This window comes from Stenomitos frigidus ULC18 (assembly GCF_003003795.1).
GTDB classification, from domain to species: Bacteria; Cyanobacteriota; Cyanobacteriia; order Leptolyngbyales; family Leptolyngbyaceae; genus Stenomitos; species Stenomitos frigidus_A.
The window spans coordinates 132,221-151,059 of record NZ_PVWK01000014.1 but is presented as its reverse complement, the minus strand read 5'-3'; the positions used below and the strand labels follow the sequence as shown (position 1 = coordinate 151,059).

The window sequence follows — 18,839 nt, the reverse complement described above, 5'->3', positions numbered from 1 at the left end:
CCTGTCCGTCTCCATTCTCCCCAAACATGTTGCAAAAATTCCCTCGTCGCATTCGCTGGAAATCGTTGGTGCAGCCCTGGCAGCATACTGACTGGTTGCTGTTTGTTCTGACTGTGGGGCTCACCGCCTTTGGGGGCTTGATTATTCGCAGCACGGAACTCAATCAAGGTTGGACAGATTGGTATCAGCACTGGATTATTGGCGCGATCGGGTTTGTCATCTCGCTGGCGATCGCCCGATCACGGTACGACAACCTGATGCAGTCTCGCTGGCTGATCTATGGGTTGACCAATCTTTCGCTGCTGGCGGTCATCTTCCTGGGAACATCTGCGCTGGGGGCACAGCGCTGGATTACGATTGGGGGCTTCAACATACAGCCATCCGAGTTCGCCAAGCTAGGGATCATTGTGACCTTGGCAGCCATTCTGAGCGATCGCCCTGCTTCCACACTGCCGGTTTTAGTGCGAGCACTGGCAATTACGGCTGTCCCATGGGCGCTCGTCTTTGTGCAACCCGACCTGGGTACGTCGCTGGTGTTCGGTGCGATTACTCTGGGAGCACTCTACTGGGGCGATGCCAAACCAGGGTGGCTGTTGCTTCTAGTCTCACCGCTGATTTCGGCCATCTTCTTTAACTTGATCGGGCTTTCACCCTGGTTTATTGGCTTGCTCGCTCTTTGGATTGCGCTGACAGGTTTTATCGGTTGGCGAACGCTACCTTGGCATCGGTTTGGGGCTGCCGGAGCGCTAGTCCTAAACCTGGTTGCAGGTGAACTTGGGCACATTGCCTGGGGCTTTCTGAAAGACTATCAGAAGGATCGACTGATCTTGTTTCTCGACCCAGATAAAGATCCGTTAGGGGGTGGCTATCACCTGATCCAATCACGTATTGCGATCGGCGCTGGAGAACTGTGGGGACGCGGACTCACACAAGGCACCCAAACGCAGCTCAACTTTATTCCAGAGCAGCATACAGACTTCATCTTTTCAGCCATTGGCGAAGAACTGGGTTTTGTGGGTTGCTTTGTTGTCTTGCTCGTCTTTTGGGTGATTTGTCTGCGCATCATTATCATTGCGCAGAATGCTCGTGATAATTTTGGCTCACTGCTGGCAATCGGCGTGCTGTCGATGCTGGTCTTTCAGGTCGTTGTCAACGTCGGTATGACGATCGGCCTGGCACCTGTAACGGGCATTCCGCTACCCTGGATTAGTTACGGTCGCTCTGCCTTAATTACCAACTTTGTTGCGATCGGGTTAGTACAATCCGTTGCAAACTTCCGTCAGCGCCTGAATTTTAGAGATTGAAGCAGGAAGTATAGAGTCTGAAGTGAAGGATCAATAGGAAATTTCTAGTGGTTAGCTCTCATCCTTAAGCCTTTCTTTTGGTCTCTATCCTTTAATCTATTAATAACTGTCACATCGTGAAAAACTATGATTTTGCCAGGTTCAGCCGTTAAGGTCGTCAATGCAGAAGATACATACTATGCTTTTCAGGGCTTAGTCCAGCGAGTCTCTGACGGTAAAGCTGCTGTCCTGTTTGAAGGCGGCAACTGGGATAAACTGGTCACCTTTCGCTTAGCAGAACTAGAAGAAGTTGATGTTACGGCTGGCAAGAAAAAAGGCAAGTGAGGCGATGAAAGGTTTGAGTTGGGAGTTTTGAGTTATGAATTAAAGACAACTCAACACTTAGCACTCAACACTCAGCACTCTCTATGCGTCTTCCTCTCCCTCAATTTGCGGCTCAGAATCGTCCTCCCAATCACATTGCTGAGGTCATTGAGACGGCAACGACTGAGTTTCTGGCACAGTGCTTAGAGCCGGAAAACTTAAGTTTTCCGGTAATGCCGCCGTTTGGCAGTTGGGTTAAATCAGTCGATGAAGAATCTGGCAATCAGATTTATGCCGTGGTTTATCATGCCACCACTAGCCCGATCGACTCCGTTCATCGGGCGCGGGCGTTAGGGCTCTCGCTACAAGACTTGCGTGAGCAGCAGCCCCAAATCTTTGCCATGCTGAAGACGGAGTTTCGGGCGGCGATCGTCGGTTATTGTCCTCCCTTGAGTATGGGGAATGCTCGTTCTACGGAGAATGCCACCGTTTATCAGCATTTGCCGCCACGCCCACCGCAAATTCATCAAGCGGTCTATGTTTGCGAAGTGGCTGAAATTCTTCACTTTAGCGAGACCTTAGACTTCCTGCGCACTCTACTGCAAATGCCTGGTGCCCCTGTCGATGCGCTAGCTGCCGCGACCATTCGCGAGATTTACCAACTGCGGCAAGCCGATCGCGCCTGGTTAGTGCAAGCAGGGCGATCGCTCAGCTTGCTGCTCAAAGACGACTACGATCGTCTACGGATGATCTTGAGCCAAATTCACCTTTAGTTGGATGGAACGTCTGAAGCAGTTTGAGCTGAGCAGAAACCGGGTTTCTATCCCGAAGCATTGAGGTTTTGTTGGCTTCACTGGCAGAAACCAGGTTTCTTAACGCTTTACCTTGAAGTCTAAGGTCTGGTGAGGGTTATCGGTCTGAACCTTCGGCGTTGGTAGCACCGTTCCAACGAGTTCCGTCTGCAAAAGGTTGGCTCCGTGGAGATCCACCTGCCTCAAATCAACATTGCCAAGATTGGCTCCCTGAAGGTCAGCAAACAGTAAATTTGACTGTCTCAGCTCTGCATCCTGGAAATCCGCGCTGATCAGGTTCGCGCCACTCAGGTTGGCGGTTCTCACATTAGCGTCTACTAAACTGGCATGGCTCAAGTTACTCAAGCTCAAATCTGCCCGCTCTAAGCTCGCTGACGCCAGGTTGCTCCCTTGCAGGTTCGCCTCACTCAGATTGGCGTCACTCAAGTTTGCCCCTTGGAGATTTGCGCCTTGTAGCTCGGCCCCAAGCAAGTTTTTGCCCTTGAGGTCACAGCCCGGACATTGCTTGGTCACGAGCAGCCAGATAACCAATGACTCTCGGCGGTAAAGCAAGAGCACACTGCATAGACTGAGTGCAACCAACAGCCCCATCCATTTCAGCTTCACAACGTTAACTCACTCATTGTCTCCATACTGTAGCGAGTGGTGCCCCAACAGCAAGCGATTGGCCGCTGTTGATGAGTGAGTCAGCAGGTACGATGACACGATATCCCTAAAAAAGGGTGTGATCGTGATGGATCAAATGCCCCAAACGCGCTAGGTTAAAGCCATCGGTCGTGTTACTCATGCCTTTCCTGACTTCGCTATGAACCTCTTCCTCCCTCGTGTTTGGCATGTCGTTCTGGTTTTTCTAGGCACCTTCATTTTCTGTTTCTCTACCATCCATCAACCTGCGGCTCTGGCAGCAACAGTACCGCCTGTTGGCGATCCTCCTGCTGCATCCCAAGAGCTGGTAGCACCCAGTCGATCGGTGGTTGATCCCAGCAGCATTCCTTCAGAAAAGGTCAGCGAATTTGTTCATGCGTGTTTGCAGGTCGTTGCACTGATTGAGCGCCGTGAGGGAGAACTTCAGGGGTCAGAAACCGAGTCAGAATCGCTGCGCGTTGAGCAGGAAATCGAATCTGAAGCACTAGCGATTATTGAAAAAGCTGGTTTGACGCGTCAAGAGTATTTGCAACTCTTGGGCTTGGCGAATACCGATCCAGAATTTGGTGAACGCATCGCTGTACAACTTCAGGAAGCGACGAGCTAAGTAGGGGCTGAGGGGCTGGCTGTTGAGGTTTGAGGCTTGAGTAGCGCTTTGCGCCGCTGCGTTAAAGAGGCTTGCCTGCCTTTAAGCTTTTCCCCCTGTCCGACTTCCGACTCCTACACCTACAGGCAACGTCTCAAAACAACCTTGCAGAAAAGGTGATGAGTGGTTAAATGGGGGAAGTAGGCGAGCGGTTCGAGAAACACATTAACTGTTTCCATGAGTGCTGTATTGAGCTTAGAACGGCATTTGGATAGTCCTTTCTAGACGTTTGTTCGATGCCCGATCGAGCGCGATGAGTAAATTTTGCTAAACCTCAAACATTGCCGAGATTATTTGTCAAAATCAGGTATCTTGAGAGATTGATTCGTTTACTCATGATATGAGTCTTAAAAAAGTGGATGATTAGCAGCATTGCGTCAGTGTCTCAAACAGAGTTAGCACAGCGGCGACAAAAATTGCGCCAACGCAGGCGTGTGAAGTTCTTGCAGGCAAGCTGGAGAGTGGTAGCGGTTTGTGGGCTGACTGCTGGGGTTGTTTGGGCGGCAACGCTGCCGACATGGGTGATTCGTCGTCCAGAGCAGGTGCGGATCGAGGGAAATCACTTTATTCCAGTGCGTACACTGAGATCGCTCCTACCCATTCCGTATCCACAATCACTTTTTCGAGTAGAGCCCCAACTGATTGCACGCGAGCTCCAGGCACGCGCGCCCATCGAAGCAGTGATTGTGAGCCGCCAACTCTTTCCACCAGGGCTCATTGTACAGGTGAAAGAGCGGCTTCCTGTGGCGATCGCGGTGACATCAGACGATCGCCCAGCACCAGGAGGAACCGCAAAACCAGCGACGGCCGCTAAAAGTGGCTTGCTCGATGAAAAAGGGATGATCATCCCTTTAGAAAGCTATGTCTCACTGGATCAATCGCTCAAATTGCCAACGCTTAAAGTCATCGGTAACCCAGAGAGCTACCGTTCCTCTTGGCCCAAGCTCTATCGAGAGCTGATGCAAGGCCCACCGATCAACGTTTCTGAGCTGGATTGGCGTGATCCCGCTAATCTGATCCTTAAGACAGAATTGGGTTTGGTGTATACAGGGCCGTATAACGCTCAGTTTCCGTCGCAGCTCAAAGTAATCGATCGCATGCGAAGGCTATCAAAGCACCCAAGCGTCAGTCAAATAACGTACATTGATCTCCGTAATCCGGAGGCTCCAACTGTGCAGATGCCAAAACCCCAAAACCTTGTAAAATCTGGTAATCCTTAGTTTTATAAGTATGAGATTATGGATAGCCAGTCATGAGGCTGATCAGATTCCGTCAAAAGAATGAGCTTTTCAGCCTGTTGCAAGGTCGTCCTCATCTCCCTATAGCTGTTTTTTTGAATCAGTTGGTTTTTTGAATCGCTTCCCTTATAGTTGACCACACTGTCTGAGTACTAAAACGTAGTTTATAATCGCTGCAATTCCAATGACTCTTAATAGTAATTCGGCTGCAACTCAAATGGCACTCAATGATAATTTAAAGGAAGCCCACAACGGCTCCCACCCCGAAGGACAGAATAACTTTTCAGTGCCAGCGGAGGCGTCAAATCCCTTTGGCAACTCCGGACTACACTTAAGTCAACCGGCAAACGTTAAGGGTCTGCCAGGGGAAGAATCAAGGAGTGGTGATATTGTGCCCAGTAGCGTAGCCAAGATTAAAGTCATTGGAGTTGGCGGCGGCGGTGGCAACGCGGTCAACCGTATGATTGCCAGCGATGTGGCAGGTGTTGAATTTTGGTCCATTAATACAGACGCACAGGCACTGACCTATGCCACTGCGATCAACCGTCTGCAGATGGGTCAAAAGCTAACGCGTGGGTTGGGCGCAGGGGGTAATCCGGCGATCGGTCAAAAGGCAGCCGAAGAGTCACGCGACGAAATCGCGAAAGCGTTGGAAAATGCCGATCTTGTCTTTATTACTGCTGGTATGGGAGGCGGTACAGGTACAGGCGCTGCGCCGATCGTGGCAGAGGTCGCCAAGGAAATGGGTGCACTGACCGTTGGTGTTGTCACCAGACCCTTTACCTTTGAAGGGCGTCGCCGCACCGGTCAGGCAGAAGAAGGGATTGCAGCATTGCAAAGTCGGGTTGATACCCTCATCGTGATCCCTAACGACAAGTTGTTATCGGTCATTTCAGAACAGACGCCAGTTCAGGAAGCCTTTCGCGTTGCGGATGACATTCTGCGGCAAGGTGTACAGGGCATTTCAGACATCATTACCATTCCAGGCTTGGTGAACGTTGACTTTGCTGATGTGCGGGCTGTAATGGCAGATGCTGGTTCAGCACTGATGGGCATTGGCATTGGCTCGGGCAAGTCGAGAGCGAGGGAAGCAGCCGTTGCATCAATTTCCTCACCGCTACTCGAATCCTCGATCGAGGGTGCTCGTGGCGTTGTCTTTAACATTACAGGTGGCACAGACCTGACGCTGCATGAAGTCAACGCAGCTGCTGAAATCATCTATGAAGTTGTCGATCCAGAAGCGAACATTATCTTCGGCGCGGTGATTGACGAGCGGATGCAGGGAGAGCTCCGGATTACCGTCATCGCTACTGGGTTTACCCACGACGTCCGGCCACAGAACTTATCCAAGACAACAGGCACTAGACGCCCCGTTGCACCACCGGTAGGCAGTCAGCCGCCTGTTGCAGAGCCCAAAAACAAGCCACCTGGTGGGCTCGACATTCCTGAATTTCTGCAGCGCCGCCGCCCCCCCCGTTAGTACGGCGCAGAAAGAAAGTACCAGTTACCACGAGGGACCTTGCACTGCAAGGCCCCTCAACTGGTGTGATCTCAGCCCCTCAAAGAAACCTCCTCAAAACCTTAGCGGTTAATTGAAACTGACGGCTAGGTAACGACCGAACTCGTTTGGGCCCCAATCAATGTCTCTGAGGGCTGGGAGTGGTCTGTTTCGTCAGATTCGGCCAACGTATTTTCCTGAAACACTTTGAGATCAAACCAGAACGTCGTACCAATGCCCACTTCACTGACTAAACGGACGTGGCTATGGTGCTTCTCAATAATATTCCGCACAATAGACAAGCCTAAGCCAGTGCCTTCAAGTGTATGCACCCGATTTTCGACGCGGAAAAAGCGATCGAAGATGGCGCTTTGATCATCCATATCAATGCCAATGCCTGTATCTGAGACTTCAATCCGAACCATTTGGAAGTCAAGATTCTGAGCGTCAGTAGTGTTCACACTCTCAGCAGGCGGACAAAGAAACGGCTGTTTCTCATGCTGTTCATGCATGGGGCGATCGCTGCCCAGCAAGTACGCCCGAATCGCCACTTTCCCTCCCGTTTCGGTAAATTTCAGTGCATTACCAACCAGATTGGTAAACACTTGCAGCAACAAGTCGTAGTGCCCGACAACAGACGGCAAGGATGGTTCAATGTCCTGAACGAGCTCAATACCTTTATCGCGAGCATTTAAGCGATAAGTTCGCAAGGTTTGCTCAACGGGTTGCGCCAGATCAACCGGCTCAAAGTTGTAGAGCTTGAAGGATTCTAAGCGAGACAAATCCAGCACATCGTTGACGAGTCGCGTAAGGCGATCGGTCTCCCGATTGGCAGTGTCCAAAAACTCCCGCTGTTCGGCAACGCTCAAATCTTCGCCATACTCATGCAGCGTTTCAATAAAGGACTTGATGTTGAACAGTGGCGTTCTGAGTTCGTGAGAGACGTTGCTAATAAATTGGCTCTTCGCTTCGTTGAGTTCGGCTTCGCGGGTGATATCCTGTACTGTCATCGCAATGCCTTTCACGTTCTCCCGCGACAAATCCAGCACAGTCGTCAGCAGAATGCGCACGGTGCGATCGAGTGGTTCCTTCAGCGCAATGCGAAACTCGGCACCCTCGCGCAGTTCACCTTTCGCAATTTGGTATAACGGGCGGGTAATTTCTGCCTGGACGGGTGAGGGTAGCAAGCGCAGTAAATTGACTCCTTCCACTGGTTTGCCTTCCCAGCCAAAGAGGCGGCGAGCGGTTGGATTGACTAGCACCACCTGCATGTCAATGTCTAGCAGCACCGCGCCATCGGCGATCGTAGACACCAGCGTTTCGAGCTTCGCTTTTTCGGCAGTCAGTTCTTCGATATTTTGCTCTTCGTAGCGCTCCAGCTTTTCTGCCATCTCGTTAAAACTGGCAATCAGTTCGCCTAGTTCCCCTCCAAGGGGCAGATCGACCCGTTGCTTGAAGTTGCCAGAGGAGATGTTTTTAACACCAAATAACAATTCTTTGATGGGTTTGGTAATCGTCAGCGCATTAAAGACTGCTCCCAAAATCACCATGACCCAGATCGAAACAAAGACCGCGATCGTCACATCACGCGTCAAATGAGAGGAGGTCACTACTGTCGGATTTGGGTTGGTGCCGATCGCCAGCACGCCTTTGTACCCTCCCTCATCAACGAGCGGGACAAACACATCGGTGACTTCACCATCGGGTGTCATGTGCTGTCGCACCATTGGTGCGTCTGTATGCTCGGCGTAATTGTCGGGTAAGTGAATTTTCCGACGAATGGTGAGCGAGTTCTGCACTTCCGACTCGGAAAACGGAATCCCGAAAAAAATATTGCCCTCAGCATCGGCATAGAGCATGTAGCGGATGCTAGAAGTGCTGCTGTAAAAGCGATGGGAGAAACGTGCCAGTTCAGTGCGATTTTCATCGACCAGCGGCGCGACGTTGGCTGCCAACAGCAAGCCCAGATCACGACCGAAACGGGTGTCGTTGAGGCGAGCGTCTTCCTGAATCGTGTTCACGGCCCAGAAGGTCAGCCCACTCATAATCAAAGAAACCACAAGCGTTGCCGCTGCCATCAGCTTAGTCTGGAGGGTAAACTCCGACCACCAACTGGCAATAGTTGCTCGAATTTGGCTCAGGAAAGCAAGCAAGGGCGTGGAGATAGTGGTTGGTGGTTAGTGGTTGGTGCGCTGTTTTGTCTAACAACAACCGACCACTAACTTAACTATAAGTTAACTGGAGGCGGACTTAGCAGTTCTGACGCGATCGCCGATATCTTGTCGGTAATAAGCACCCTCAAAATGGATGCTATTAACGGCGGCATACGCCTGATCGAGCGCGGCATCAAACGTTTCACCGACGGTTGTTACGCCCAACACGCGCCCCCCATCAGAAACAAGGGCTTTCTGCTTGGTTTGGGTGCCAGCATGAAAGACCATTGCGCCCTGGGTTTCTGCGTCCTCAATGCCAGTCAGGCGATCACCCTTGCGGAAAGCGTCAGGATAGCCTTCAGAAGCCATCACGACGCAAGCGGCAACGCCAGGTTTCCAGGTCAAAGGCGGGAACTCCGCCAGACGTTTCTGGGCACAGGCGAGGAGCAGTTCGTCCAGTGGGGTGTCTAGCAGGGGCAAAATTACCTGGGTCTCAGGATCACCAAAGCGACAATTAAACTCAATCACCTTTGGATCACCCTCTGGCGTAATGATCAAGCCAGCGTAGAGCACGCCGCAGTAGTCGATTTTACGCGCTTGAAGAGCGGCGATCGCAGGTTCCAGAATTTCTGTCTGAATCCGTCTCATCAAAGCAGGCGTTGCGATCGGCGCTGGTGCATAAGCTCCCATTCCGCCTGTATTGGGGCCTGTGTCTCCATTGCCAATACGCTTATGATCTTGGGCCGGCAGCAGCGGGCGAATGGTGATGCCGTCCGTTAGCGCCAGCACTGAGATCTCCTGCCCAGTTAAATATTCTTCGATGACTACACGCTCTCCAGCTTTGCCAAATTGCCCGTCAAAACTGGCCGCGATCGCCGCTTGTGCCTCTGCTACTGTGGTAGCGACTGTAACGCCTTTGCCGGCTGCGAGTCCGTCCGCCTTCACCACGATCGGGGCACCTTGCGCTTGCACGTAAGCTTGTGCAGCCTCTTTCTCCGTAAACACGGCCGCGTGTGCAGTGGGAATCTTGGCTTCTTGCATCAAGGCTTTGGCCCATGCCTTGCTCGCTTCAATCTGCGCGCCCAACCGTGTGGGACCAAACACAGTCAAATGCTGATGCCGCAAGTAGTCCGTCATGCCTGCTGCTAACGGAGCCTCAGGGCCAATGACAACTAGACCCATGCCATTGACCAGAGCAAAGCGTCCAATCCCTTCAAAATCTTCAACATTGAGTGGCAAGTTCTGACAGTGTTCTAGTGAAGCTGTTCCCCCATTACCAGGAATACACGTCACCTGCTGCACCTTAGGAGATTGCAGTAGCTTCCACGCCAACGCGTGTTCGCGACCACCATTGCCAACTACCAGAACTTTCACGTTTTTCTCATCCGTAGAACAGCCGAGCCTGCAGACAGACATTGGACACAAAGAGACTTTAGATGCAGAGTAGGCGTCGAACTGAGCCTCTGGCTCGTAACTTCAGTGACGGACTAAAGCTGCTCTGCCTGATCCCCAAACGCGCGCCTCCCCATAGCCTTTTCGGGGTTCAAAGTCTTTAGTCTAATGTCCACCTTACAACGCACAGCTAAATGCAACTCATTATGTCATCTTCGCTTACGGAATTGTTATCAAGTGGACACAAACGCTGCAAGCGCTTTATAACGGAGACGTCGGCACATATTTAACGGCGATCGTCGTGTTGAAATGATGGTAGGGCTTCGCGGTGCGTCTTGCCACGACGAGCGATTGCGGCGATTTCGGTCATTTGTAATGCAGTAGTTTTCTAGAGGAGTGGTCATGCCAACGCCTGGGGAATGCAGAAGCGCACAGAGAACACAGAAACTCGGATCACGGCAGGCGCAAAGACGTAAAGAACGGTTTTTGCGGCACTGGAGCGTCTCACCGTACCGCCTTGTGAGCCTGGGGCTGCTGTTGAGCCTGGGGCTAGCGTCCCGTACCACCGCCCAAATGACACCTGGCTCGTTGCCTGGAGCGCAACCAGAGCCGAAGCCGGAGGTGAAGCCCTCTCCGCCGCGCAACTCTGACGAGTTTCCGCCCAATCCGCTAGAAAGCACCGCACCTGACCCACTGTTGCCGACTAATGCCAGTCAACGTCCGCTTTCAGCGATCGAGCGCAAGCAGTTGGCGGTGGCGCTGGATGGTTTGAATAGTCAGGCAGCCGAAAAGCTGAAGCAACGCGATCGCGTGGGTGCCTTTGCTATCTGGTATCGGGAACTCCGTCTACGGCGATCGCTGGGCGTGCTGGAAGAAGTCACCGCGTTAGGACGCGTCGGAGAAACTGCCTGGAAAGAGAACCTGACCCCCGATGTGCGTTGGATTAGCAAGCGGCTGGATGCCATTCTGGCGCAGAATCAGCTATCCACCGATATAGCCCCAACCACCTCCAACGCGATCCCTGTCGGTAGCGCCAGTGCTCTCAGTAGTGGCGATCGTGCTAGCCGCATAGCAGTGTTAGAAGCGTTAGGTCTTGCGTATCAACAGGTGAGATTGCCGCAAACGGCCGTAAGCATCTATCAGCAAATTCTGACGGATGCCAAGCAGCGCCGCGACGAAAAAAAAGTTGACGAAACGCTGATTACGCTAGGCAAACTGCAGCTGGGTTGGTTCGATTACCCTAACGCCGCTGCGACGTATCAGGAACTAGCGAAGAGAGCAAAGGTACGCAGCGATCGCCCCAACGAAATTATCTATCTCACCCAACTGTCATACGTTCACGAACAGGCAAAACAGCCAGAGCAGGCAATTGCCTACCAGCAGAAACTTGTGGCGCTGTATGAACAATTGCCCGATTCCAGGTCTATTCCACCGCTAAAGATTAAGATTGCCGATAATTATCAGCTGCTTGCACGACCCGACCAGGCCGAACAAAACTATCAGTCAGCCTATCAATTGGCTCAACCCACTCTCCAGTTTGCTTACGCCAGCGAAGCACTACAAAAGCTGGGAGCACTCTACCGTTCGAACGATCGCCTTGATGCCGCTCTAAAAGTCTTTGACTACCTGGTCAGCCTCGAACAACAGTCCTATAACCTGTATGGGATGATGAACGCCTACGACCAGATCGGTCAGATTCAGCTCGCTCGCAAGCAGAACCAGCGAGCCTTAGTCGCCTTTCAGCAAGGGCTCGGTCTGGCAAAACAGCTTAAGTACCGCCAAGACTACTTCACGGCTCAGATTCAAAAAATCGGCAAGTAGGGGAAAGGCTGAGGGATGAAGGCTAAAGGCTAAAGGAGTTGTTGGTTATTGGTTGTTAGTTGTTGGTTTTTAGAAGCAGGCTGACCACTGACCGCTTAATCAACTTAGAATTCAAAACTCAAAACTTCAACCCCTCATCCTTTAGCCTTCATCCTTTAGCCTTTCCCCCTCTGTCCCCTGGGATCTGATAAAATTTTGAGTTCGCACAGAACTCGACCCTTGCAAGGAGACTCCCACTATGGCGCGGATGTATTACGACGCGGATGCCAATTTAGATTTGCTGGCTGGAAAGACGATCGCAATTATCGGTTACGGTTCTCAAGGTCATGCCCATGCGCTGAACTTGAAAGACAGCGGGATGAACGTGATTGTGGGACTATACCCAGGCAGTAAGTCGGCGATTAAGGCAAAGGAGTCTGGGTTAACGGTTTATGCGGTCGAAGAAGCAGCAAAGCGAGCCGACTTCATCATGGTTTTGCTGCCCGATGAAGTGCAAAAGACGGTTTACAAGAGCGAGATTGAGCCGCATTTGACCGAGGGTAAGGTGCTGGCATTTGCTCACGGTTTCAACATTCATTTTGCGCAGGTTGTGCCTCCCAGCAATATTGATGTCGTAATGATTGCTCCTAAAGGGCCAGGGCATCTGGTGCGGCGCACCTATGAACAGGGCGAAGGTGTACCGGCTCTGTTTGCGGTGTTTCAAGATGCGTCAGGGCAGGCGCGCGATCGAGCAATGGCATACGCCAAAGGGATTGGTGGCACCCGTGCGGGCATTCTTGAAACGACCTTCCGTGAAGAAACTGAGACTGACCTCTTTGGCGAACAGGTGGTTCTCTGCGGTGGCTTGACGGCTCTAATCAAGTCAGGTTTTGAAACGCTTGTTGAAGCTGGCTATCAGCCGGAAGTGGCCTACTTTGAATGCTTGCATGAAGTCAAGCTGATCGTGGACTTGATTGTGGAAGGTGGTCTCGCCAAAATGCGCGACAGCATCTCGAATACGGCTGAGTATGGCGACTTTACACGTGGTCCTCGGATCGTCAATGACCAGACTCGCGCTGAAATGCGGAAGATCCTGTACGAAATCCAGACGGGGCAGTTTGCCCGTGAGTTTGTTCTGGAGAATCAGTCTGGCAAACCTGGTTTTACCGCTATGCGTCGTCGGGAAGCTGAGCATCCGATCGAAGCAGTCGGTAAGGATTTACGAGCAATGTTTAGCTGGCTGAAGAAGGCATAGCTCTGTAGTCATTGAGTGCAAGGCGGCCTGCTGAAACCACTTGCAGCAGGTTGCTTTGTCCTGAAGATTACAAATTTGCAATGAAGAATGAGCTTAGCTTCTGCCCTGCAAACGGAAAGCTGTTAAAGTTGAGCAAAAAGTTTGTCTGAGGCCGCTTGAGAACAATTTTATGTGCTTTGCAGTCTAAGACTCTGCCTACGCGTATTTTTTATACACACTTCTAATCATCGTTTGAGGCCTGCATCAGCCTAAGTGGGTGCATGCTTTTAGTCGCTCATCTAGAGAACCTTTGTCATGACTGAGTGGATCACCAATACGATGACATCCCTGGGCTACTTAGGGATTGGGCTACTGATGTTTCTGGAGAACCTGTTTCCACCAATTCCTTCGGAACTCATTATGCCATTGGCCGGGTTTACGATCGCTCAAGGCAAAATGAGCTTTGTGCCAGCGGTGCTTGCTGGCGTGATCGGCACTATGTTAGGCGCCTTGCCCTGGTATTACGCTGGAAAGCTTATGGGCGAACGACGGTTGCGCCGCCTGGTCGATCGATATGGCCGATGGCTAACGCTTTCTGGTAAAGATATTGACAAAGCAAACAGCTGGTTTAGTCGGCATGGTGCGAAGACTGTGTTGTTTTGTCGGTTGATTCCAGGCATAAGGACGCTGATTTCCTTGCCGGCAGGAATCAACGACATGCCGATCGCACTGTTTCTGCTGTATTCAACAGTAGGAACAGCGCTTTGGGTTGTCTTGCTCACAGCACTGGGGTATTTTTTAGGCAACAACTACAGCCTGGTCGAGACTTACCTTGCTCCTGTTTCCAAACTTGTTTTGCTGGGGTTGCTTGTCGCGCTTGTGGTTTGGGCTGTGCGGCGAAAAGGCCGGCGGGTAATCCGATGAGGTGGTCATGCCTTCCTCAGTTGAGCGCAGCATTGAGTGGTTTAAACACAGGGTGCGAGGGGTGGAGTGCAGGAAATGCAGGCGAGAAACACTCTGGGTAAGATGTGTAATGCTCTTGTCTCTTGGATCAATGTTTTGGGTCAGCTTTTAGCCTGATCGACCCTGGACGTTGCAATCAAGACAACTGCACGAAGGAATCACCTCAAAGAGGCGAGTTACGGTAGAGACAGCAGTTCTAAAATTATTGAATGAGGAAATCGAACGATTATGGATGACCATTTGAAACAGCTCCTGACCTCGTTGGGCTTTTGGGGCGGTCATCTAGCCATCTGGGCGATCGTGTTCGCGGAATCTGGGCTGTTCTTTGGGTTCTTTTTGCCAGGCGACAGCTTGCTGTTTACAGCGGGGATCTTGGCCTCCCAGAACTTTCTGAGCATCCAGCTTCTCGTGCTAGGCGCTTTTATCTGTGCCGTTGTAGGGGATAATGTTGGCTATGTCATGGGTCATAAATTTGGTCGTCGCCTATTCCGCAAGGAGGACTCCTGGCTCTTCCACAAAAAACATCTGATTACAGCCCAGACGTTTTATGACAAGCATGGTAAAAAAACAATTGTGCTGGCGCGGTTTATGCCGATTGTTCGCACCTTTGCGCCGATCGTTGCTGGGATTGGAGCAATGCACTATCGCACCTTTATCGCATACAACCTGATTGGCGGTTTTGCATGGACGTTTGGCATCACGCTATTAGGTTACTTCCTAGGGAAAAATATTCCCGATGTCGATAAGTATCTGCTGCCAATCATTGGGGTTATTGTCGTCGTCTCGATCGCCCCATCGATTTTGCACCTCTATCAAGAAAACAAATTAAACAAACATTGAAAGCACGCGATCGCTACTGGCAGCTTCTTGATTACATCCGACCGCATGGTCGTACGCTCGTTCAAGCACTGTTCTGTACGCTCGTGTTCACAGCGATCTGGCCCGTGTTGGCATGGATTGCAGGCAAAATGGCGGCATTGATTGGGCAGGGCAACGTGCTTGCGATCGCGCAATTGGCTGGAGCTAGCACGATCGTCTTCCTGGCACAAAAACTTGCCCAGTATGGTCAAGATTCGCTGATGGCGAAAGCCGCACTAGCGATCACCCTTGATTTGCGGAAACAAGTTTATGCCCATCTGCAACGGCTCAGCCTTAGCTATTTTGAAACGGCTCAAAGCGGGGACCTTGCCTATCGGTTGACGGAGGATGTCGATCGCATCGGTGAGGTTGTTAATAAGGTCTTTCATCAGTTTGTGCCAAGTGTGCTGCAACTGATTGTGGTCTTGGGCTACATGGTCTATCTAAACTGGCAATTGACGTTAGCAACGCTCATGATTGCCCCACTGATGGCGCTGTTGATTACCTGGTTTGGGGAGCAGCTCCGACAACTTTCTTACCGTAGCCAGAGTCGAGTGTCTGATCTGTCGGCGCTACTAGTGGAAGTGTTTAGCGGCATGCGTTTGGTTCAAGCTTTTGCGGCCGAAGATTACATGCTCGATCGCTTTGGTCGTGAGGCCGAGCGCAACCGTCGAGCACGCTTTCGGGCAGAGCAGCTCAAAGCGATTCAAATACCCGTGGTTGGCTTTTTACTGTCCCTCAGCCTGCTGTTTGTCCTGCTGCTCGGTGGTTGGCAGGTTTCGCAGGGCAACCTGACAGGTGGCGAGTTTGTGAGCTATCTGACGGCTGTGGTGATGCTGATTGATCCAATCTCGCTGATTACCAGCAACTACAACGAATTTAAGCAAGGAGAGGCATCGCTCGATCGCATCTTTGAGCTACTCGATATTCAGCCTACGGTTGTTGAGCATCCTGGGGTTTTCACCCTGCCACCGGTGACGGGCAAAGTCGAATACCGCAACGTGAGTTTTGCTTATAAGCCCGATCAGCCCGTGCTGAAAAATTTGAGCCTGTTGGCGTTACCGGGAGAAGCGATCGCCCTTGTTGGGTCTTCGGGTGCTGGCAAGACCACCCTGGCAAATCTACTGCCTCGCTTTTACGATCCTCAAGACGGGCATATCTTCATTGATGGCGTTGATGTTAAGGACGTTACCCTCGGCAGTTTGCGCCGCCAGATTGGCATTGTGCCCCAGGAAACGATTCTCTTTTCGGGGACGATCGCCCAAAACATTGCCTTTGGACAAGCCGATCTGGATCTGGATGTGGTGCAGAACGCGGCCAAAATTGCTAATGCTCACCAGTTTATTGTGGAGTTTCCGCAGGGCTATCAAACCTGGTTGGGGGAACGCGGCGTTAACCTTTCGGGCGGACAACGGCAACGGTTAGCGATCGCTCGTGCTGTGCTGCTGAACCCGCGCATTTTGATTTTGGATGAAGCCACCTCTGCACTCGATTCTGAATCGGAAGCGTTGGTGCAAGAAGCGCTGGAACGCCTGATGCAGAATCGTACCGTCTTCATCATCGCTCACCGTCTGGCCACTGTTCGCCGTGCCGATCGGATTCTGGTGCTGGAGCAAGGTCAGGTTGTTGAGTCTGGCACTCATGCTGAGCTGCTCGATCAAAGTGGACGCTATGCTCGCTTCTACGCCCAGCAGTTTCAGGATTAAAAGCAAAAGGCAGAGTGCAGAAAGGCTAAACGCCTCTTACCTCTCTTCCAACTCAAAACTCAAAACTCAAAACTTTCTTCTCTTCCAACTCAAAGCTCAAAACTCAAAACTCAAAACTTTCTTCCCCCTCACCCCTCACCCCTCACGGCTCCCAACTGTTCCAATAAGTGTGAACAGCCCATCGGTGGGTCAAACATGTGTAGTTCAAACTGACGGGATAGTTCCTCGCAGACTTTAATGCCCCGGACACTATTGCCGTGCGTATCCAGCGGTGGTGAAAAAACAGCAATGCCGACCTGGCGTGGGACGATCGCAATAATGCCGCCTGAAACCCCACTTTTGGCTGGAATGCCGACTGTATAAGCCCATTGCCCTGCGAAATTATACATACCGCAGGTGTACATGACGCTGAGAATATCCCGAATGTAGCGAGTTGGCACGGCACGATCGCCCGTGATGGGATTGATCCCTCGATTGGCTAACGTTGCTGCCATGACGGCTAGATCGCGACAGTTCACCATCATGGAACATTGCTGAAAGTACAAATCCAGCGATTCATCCATGCGATCGTCAATCATCCCAAAATGGCGCATCAGGGATGCCATCGCTCGATTGCGATGACCCGACGATCGCTCTGAGACAAACACCGACATGTCGATATATACGTCATGTCCTACGTAACGTCGAAACATATCCAGCATCCGATTGAGCCGCTCAGTGGCACCATTGCCTTTGATCAAGCTGGTAGTGGCGATCGCACCCGCGTTGATCATCGGGTTATCGGGACGCTTGGAGTATTCATCCAGCCGAATAATGGAGTTAAAGGGGTCACCCGTTGGCTCAACACCCACTTTGGACAACACCGCTTCGCGTCCATGATCCTCTAGCGCCAGACCATACACAAATACTTTCGAGATTGACTGAATTGTAAACAACTGCTCCGCGTCCCCCGCCACAAAGACGCGACCGTCGGCTGTCACCACGCAGATGCTAAACCAATTTGGGTTCATCTTTGCCAGTTCAGGAATGTAACTGGCAACTTTACCGTCATCTAAGGTTTTGTACTTGTGATATAGGTCGTCCAGAATGGCTTGAAAAGACTGTGAGGAGACACCCATAGGAAGAAAGGCTAAAGGCTAAAGGCTAAAGGCTAAAGGCTAAAGGCTAAATTGCGGCTCTGCTGGAGTCTCTTGCTGCCCATCGACACAGTACAGCCATAAACCCAAGCTAATAAAGCAACTCTATGCCATTTGCTGACCAGCGTTACGTGCGTTGTGATTCAAACGATCGGGAAAGATTGGTTTCTATCGCCTCAGGAAATCGCTCAAAGTTCCGCCGCACCCAATCCATACCCACTTCGTTATTCAGCTTGATCTTTTGAGGAGTGTTGGGATAAATTTTGCTTAAGATTGCCGAGTCTTGTTCGACCACCACTTTCGCTAAATGAAGAAACTGTTTACCTAACGACCTAAAAATAGGATGCTTGCTGATACCGTACATGAGCACGTAGGTGCGTGTGTGCGTCTCAGACTCTGGCACAAAGATGTGGATTTGTGCTACTTTACCCAACGCATTTTGCCCATGAAAAATCACTAGTGATGGAAAGTGATTTTCCAAATGTGCGACGAGCACTTTAGGCAGCGTTAACAAAATGGGATTGGTGAGTTTCTCACTCAGACTAGTGGCTGCTGTGGGCATGTTGTAGAAGGCGTGCGATCGATAGCCCTCATCCATAAACTGTTCAAATTGCACTGCCTCAATCCGAAACAAAGGGCGATGCGTGCCGTTTTGATGGTTGTAGTCATGCATGTTCAGCAGCATGGAGAGCAAATCAGTTTCCACGCTGGTATCGGCGGTATGCCCGATGAATGCATACCTGTCAGCAATATCGTTCAGCACCGAGGGAAGCGGCATTTTCGGTTCGTAGCCGCCGTAAGACCAGATGAAATTGTTCTGAATGATGAGTTTTAAAGGCTGTAGCTGTGGCAGCATTTTCTTGTTGGTACCGGGTAAGACTGTGCACCCATCGCTGTCAAATTCAAGCGCATGAAAGGGACAAACTACAGTGCTCATTTGGTGGTCTTTCTCCTGACACCAGCCTTCAGACAGCATGGCTCCCATGTGCGGACACGCGTTGGGCAAGGCACTAATCTTGCCCGATCGATCTTTCCAAAGTACGTAGTCTGAACCGTATAAAGAGATTTTCCTCGGCTGATTAACGACCAGCATTGATGTATGTGCGAGCAACCAAGGCGCTCCCTGCAACATTGTCATGATGTTCTCCTGA

Annotated in this window: 16 protein-coding genes; 11 read left to right on the top strand and 5 right to left on the bottom strand. The window is 51.3% G+C overall.

The annotated features are described in order from the left end of the window. Positions 1-26 precede the first annotated feature (26 nt). The 3 genes from rodA to C7B82_RS02660 all read left to right on the top strand — a co-directional run bounded on the left by rodA (position 27) and on the right by C7B82_RS02660 (position 2,380). Positions 27-1,304 carry a rod shape-determining protein RodA gene (rodA, locus tag C7B82_RS02670; protein WP_106254758.1) on the top strand — a complete coding sequence of 426 codons (1,278 nt, stop codon included), beginning with the start codon at positions 27-29 and terminating at the stop codon, positions 1,302-1,304. Between the two features lie 126 nt (positions 1,305-1,430). Further along, the gene (locus tag C7B82_RS02665) at positions 1,431-1,628 is read left to right on the top strand and encodes an NAD(P)H dehydrogenase subunit NdhS (protein WP_106254757.1); all 198 of its coding nucleotides are present in this window, start codon (positions 1,431-1,433) and stop codon (positions 1,626-1,628) included. Positions 1,629-1,711: 83 nt separating this feature from the next. After that, the gene (locus C7B82_RS02660; RefSeq protein WP_106254756.1) at positions 1,712-2,380 is read left to right on the top strand and encodes an HAS-barrel domain-containing protein; all 669 of its coding nucleotides are present in this window, start codon (positions 1,712-1,714) and stop codon (positions 2,378-2,380) included. A 99-nt stretch (positions 2,381-2,479) separates the two neighbouring features. Here C7B82_RS02660 and C7B82_RS02655 read toward each other — a convergent pair whose 3' ends face one another. Further along, positions 2,480-3,025, bottom strand: coding sequence for a pentapeptide repeat-containing protein (locus C7B82_RS02655; RefSeq protein ID WP_146141032.1), 546 nt, complete (start codon positions 3,023-3,025; stop codon positions 2,480-2,482). 199 nt (positions 3,026-3,224) lie between these two features. Here C7B82_RS02655 and C7B82_RS02650 point away from each other — a divergent pair, with 199 nt between their 5' ends. The 3 genes from C7B82_RS02650 to ftsZ all read left to right on the top strand — a co-directional run bounded on the left by C7B82_RS02650 (position 3,225) and on the right by ftsZ (position 6,428). Then, positions 3,225-3,671 (top strand): DUF4168 domain-containing protein, encoded by a 447-nt coding sequence (locus C7B82_RS02650; RefSeq protein ID WP_106254754.1) that lies wholly within the window; start codon positions 3,225-3,227, stop codon positions 3,669-3,671. Positions 3,672-4,090: 419 nt separating this feature from the next. Next, complete coding sequence (locus tag C7B82_RS02645; RefSeq protein WP_245939697.1) at positions 4,091-4,930, top strand: cell division protein FtsQ/DivIB; 840 nt, start codon at positions 4,091-4,093, stop codon at positions 4,928-4,930. 202 nt (positions 4,931-5,132) lie between these two features. Beyond that, positions 5,133-6,428 carry a cell division protein FtsZ gene (gene ftsZ, locus C7B82_RS02640; protein ID WP_245939696.1) on the top strand — a complete coding sequence of 432 codons (1,296 nt, stop codon included), beginning with the start codon at positions 5,133-5,135 and terminating at the stop codon, positions 6,426-6,428. Between the two features lie 125 nt (positions 6,429-6,553). Here the strand turns inward: ftsZ and nblS are convergent, their stop codons facing one another. Next, positions 6,554-8,599: a two-component system sensor histidine kinase NblS gene (gene nblS / locus C7B82_RS02635; RefSeq protein ID WP_106254752.1), complete on the bottom strand. Its 2,046-nt coding sequence runs from the start codon at positions 8,597-8,599 to the stop codon at positions 6,554-6,556. An 81-nt stretch (positions 8,600-8,680) separates the two neighbouring features. Then, positions 8,681-9,973: a phosphoribosylamine--glycine ligase gene (gene purD / locus C7B82_RS02630; RefSeq protein ID WP_106254751.1), complete on the bottom strand. Its 1,293-nt coding sequence runs from the start codon at positions 9,971-9,973 to the stop codon at positions 8,681-8,683. A 420-nt stretch (positions 9,974-10,393) separates the two neighbouring features. Here purD and C7B82_RS02625 point away from each other — a divergent pair, with 420 nt between their 5' ends. The 5 genes from C7B82_RS02625 (at position 10,394) to C7B82_RS02605 (ending at position 16,552) form a co-directional block, all read left to right on the top strand. Then, on the top strand, positions 10,394-11,812 hold the full coding sequence (locus C7B82_RS02625; protein WP_146141031.1) for a tetratricopeptide repeat protein: 1,419 nt from the start codon (positions 10,394-10,396) through the stop codon (positions 11,810-11,812). A 238-nt stretch (positions 11,813-12,050) separates the two neighbouring features. Beyond that, entirely contained in the window at positions 12,051-13,046 is a 996-nt protein-coding gene (ilvC, locus tag C7B82_RS02620; RefSeq protein ID WP_106254749.1) for a ketol-acid reductoisomerase, read from the top strand. 294 nt (positions 13,047-13,340) lie between these two features. After that, positions 13,341-13,949, top strand: a complete 609-nt coding sequence (locus C7B82_RS02615) for a DedA family protein (protein WP_106254748.1) — start codon at positions 13,341-13,343, stop codon at positions 13,947-13,949. A gap of 267 nt (positions 13,950-14,216) precedes the next feature. Then, entirely contained in the window at positions 14,217-14,828 is a 612-nt protein-coding gene (locus C7B82_RS02610) for a DedA family protein (protein WP_106254747.1), read from the top strand. Next, positions 14,825-16,552, top strand: coding sequence for an ABC transporter ATP-binding protein (locus C7B82_RS02605; RefSeq protein WP_106254746.1), 1,728 nt, complete (start codon positions 14,825-14,827; stop codon positions 16,550-16,552). Before C7B82_RS02610 ends, C7B82_RS02605 begins: the two co-directional genes overlap by 4 nt. A 128-nt stretch (positions 16,553-16,680) precedes the next feature. Here C7B82_RS02605 and glsA read toward each other — a convergent pair whose 3' ends face one another. Both glsA and C7B82_RS02595 read right to left on the bottom strand, forming a co-directional pair. Continuing rightward, the gene (glsA, locus tag C7B82_RS02600; protein ID WP_106254745.1) at positions 16,681-17,670 is read right to left on the bottom strand and encodes a glutaminase A; all 990 of its coding nucleotides are present in this window, start codon (positions 17,668-17,670) and stop codon (positions 16,681-16,683) included. A 145-nt stretch (positions 17,671-17,815) separates the two neighbouring features. Next, complete coding sequence (locus C7B82_RS02595; protein WP_106254744.1) at positions 17,816-18,826, bottom strand: Rieske 2Fe-2S domain-containing protein; 1,011 nt, start codon at positions 18,824-18,826, stop codon at positions 17,816-17,818. Positions 18,827-18,839: the final 13 nt, after the last annotated feature.

What these genes read in the sequence shown, in the direction of transcription:
- C7B82_RS02660 (WP_106254756.1), top strand. Translation starts at nt 1,712, where the DNA reads ATGCGTCTTCCTCTCCCTCAATTTGCGGCTCAGAATCGTCCTCCCAAT.
- C7B82_RS02615 (WP_106254748.1), top strand. Translation starts at nt 13,341, where the DNA reads ATGACTGAGTGGATCACCAATACGATGACATCCCTGGGCTACTTAGGG.
- glsA (WP_106254745.1), bottom strand. Translation starts at nt 17,670, where the DNA reads ATGGGTGTCTCCTCACAGTCTTTTCAAGCCATTCTGGACGACCTATAT.
- C7B82_RS02650 (WP_106254754.1), top strand. Translation starts at nt 3,225, where the DNA reads ATGAACCTCTTCCTCCCTCGTGTTTGGCATGTCGTTCTGGTTTTTCTA.
- rodA (WP_106254758.1), top strand. Translation starts at nt 27, where the DNA reads ATGTTGCAAAAATTCCCTCGTCGCATTCGCTGGAAATCGTTGGTGCAG.
- ftsZ (WP_245939696.1), top strand. Translation starts at nt 5,133, where the DNA reads ATGACTCTTAATAGTAATTCGGCTGCAACTCAAATGGCACTCAATGAT.
- C7B82_RS02625 (WP_146141031.1), top strand. Translation starts at nt 10,394, where the DNA reads ATGCCAACGCCTGGGGAATGCAGAAGCGCACAGAGAACACAGAAACTC.
- C7B82_RS02665 (WP_106254757.1), top strand. Translation starts at nt 1,431, where the DNA reads ATGATTTTGCCAGGTTCAGCCGTTAAGGTCGTCAATGCAGAAGATACA.
- C7B82_RS02595 (WP_106254744.1), bottom strand. Translation starts at nt 18,826, where the DNA reads ATGACAATGTTGCAGGGAGCGCCTTGGTTGCTCGCACATACATCAATG.
- C7B82_RS02610 (WP_106254747.1), top strand. Translation starts at nt 14,217, where the DNA reads ATGGATGACCATTTGAAACAGCTCCTGACCTCGTTGGGCTTTTGGGGC.
- ilvC (WP_106254749.1), top strand. Translation starts at nt 12,051, where the DNA reads ATGGCGCGGATGTATTACGACGCGGATGCCAATTTAGATTTGCTGGCT.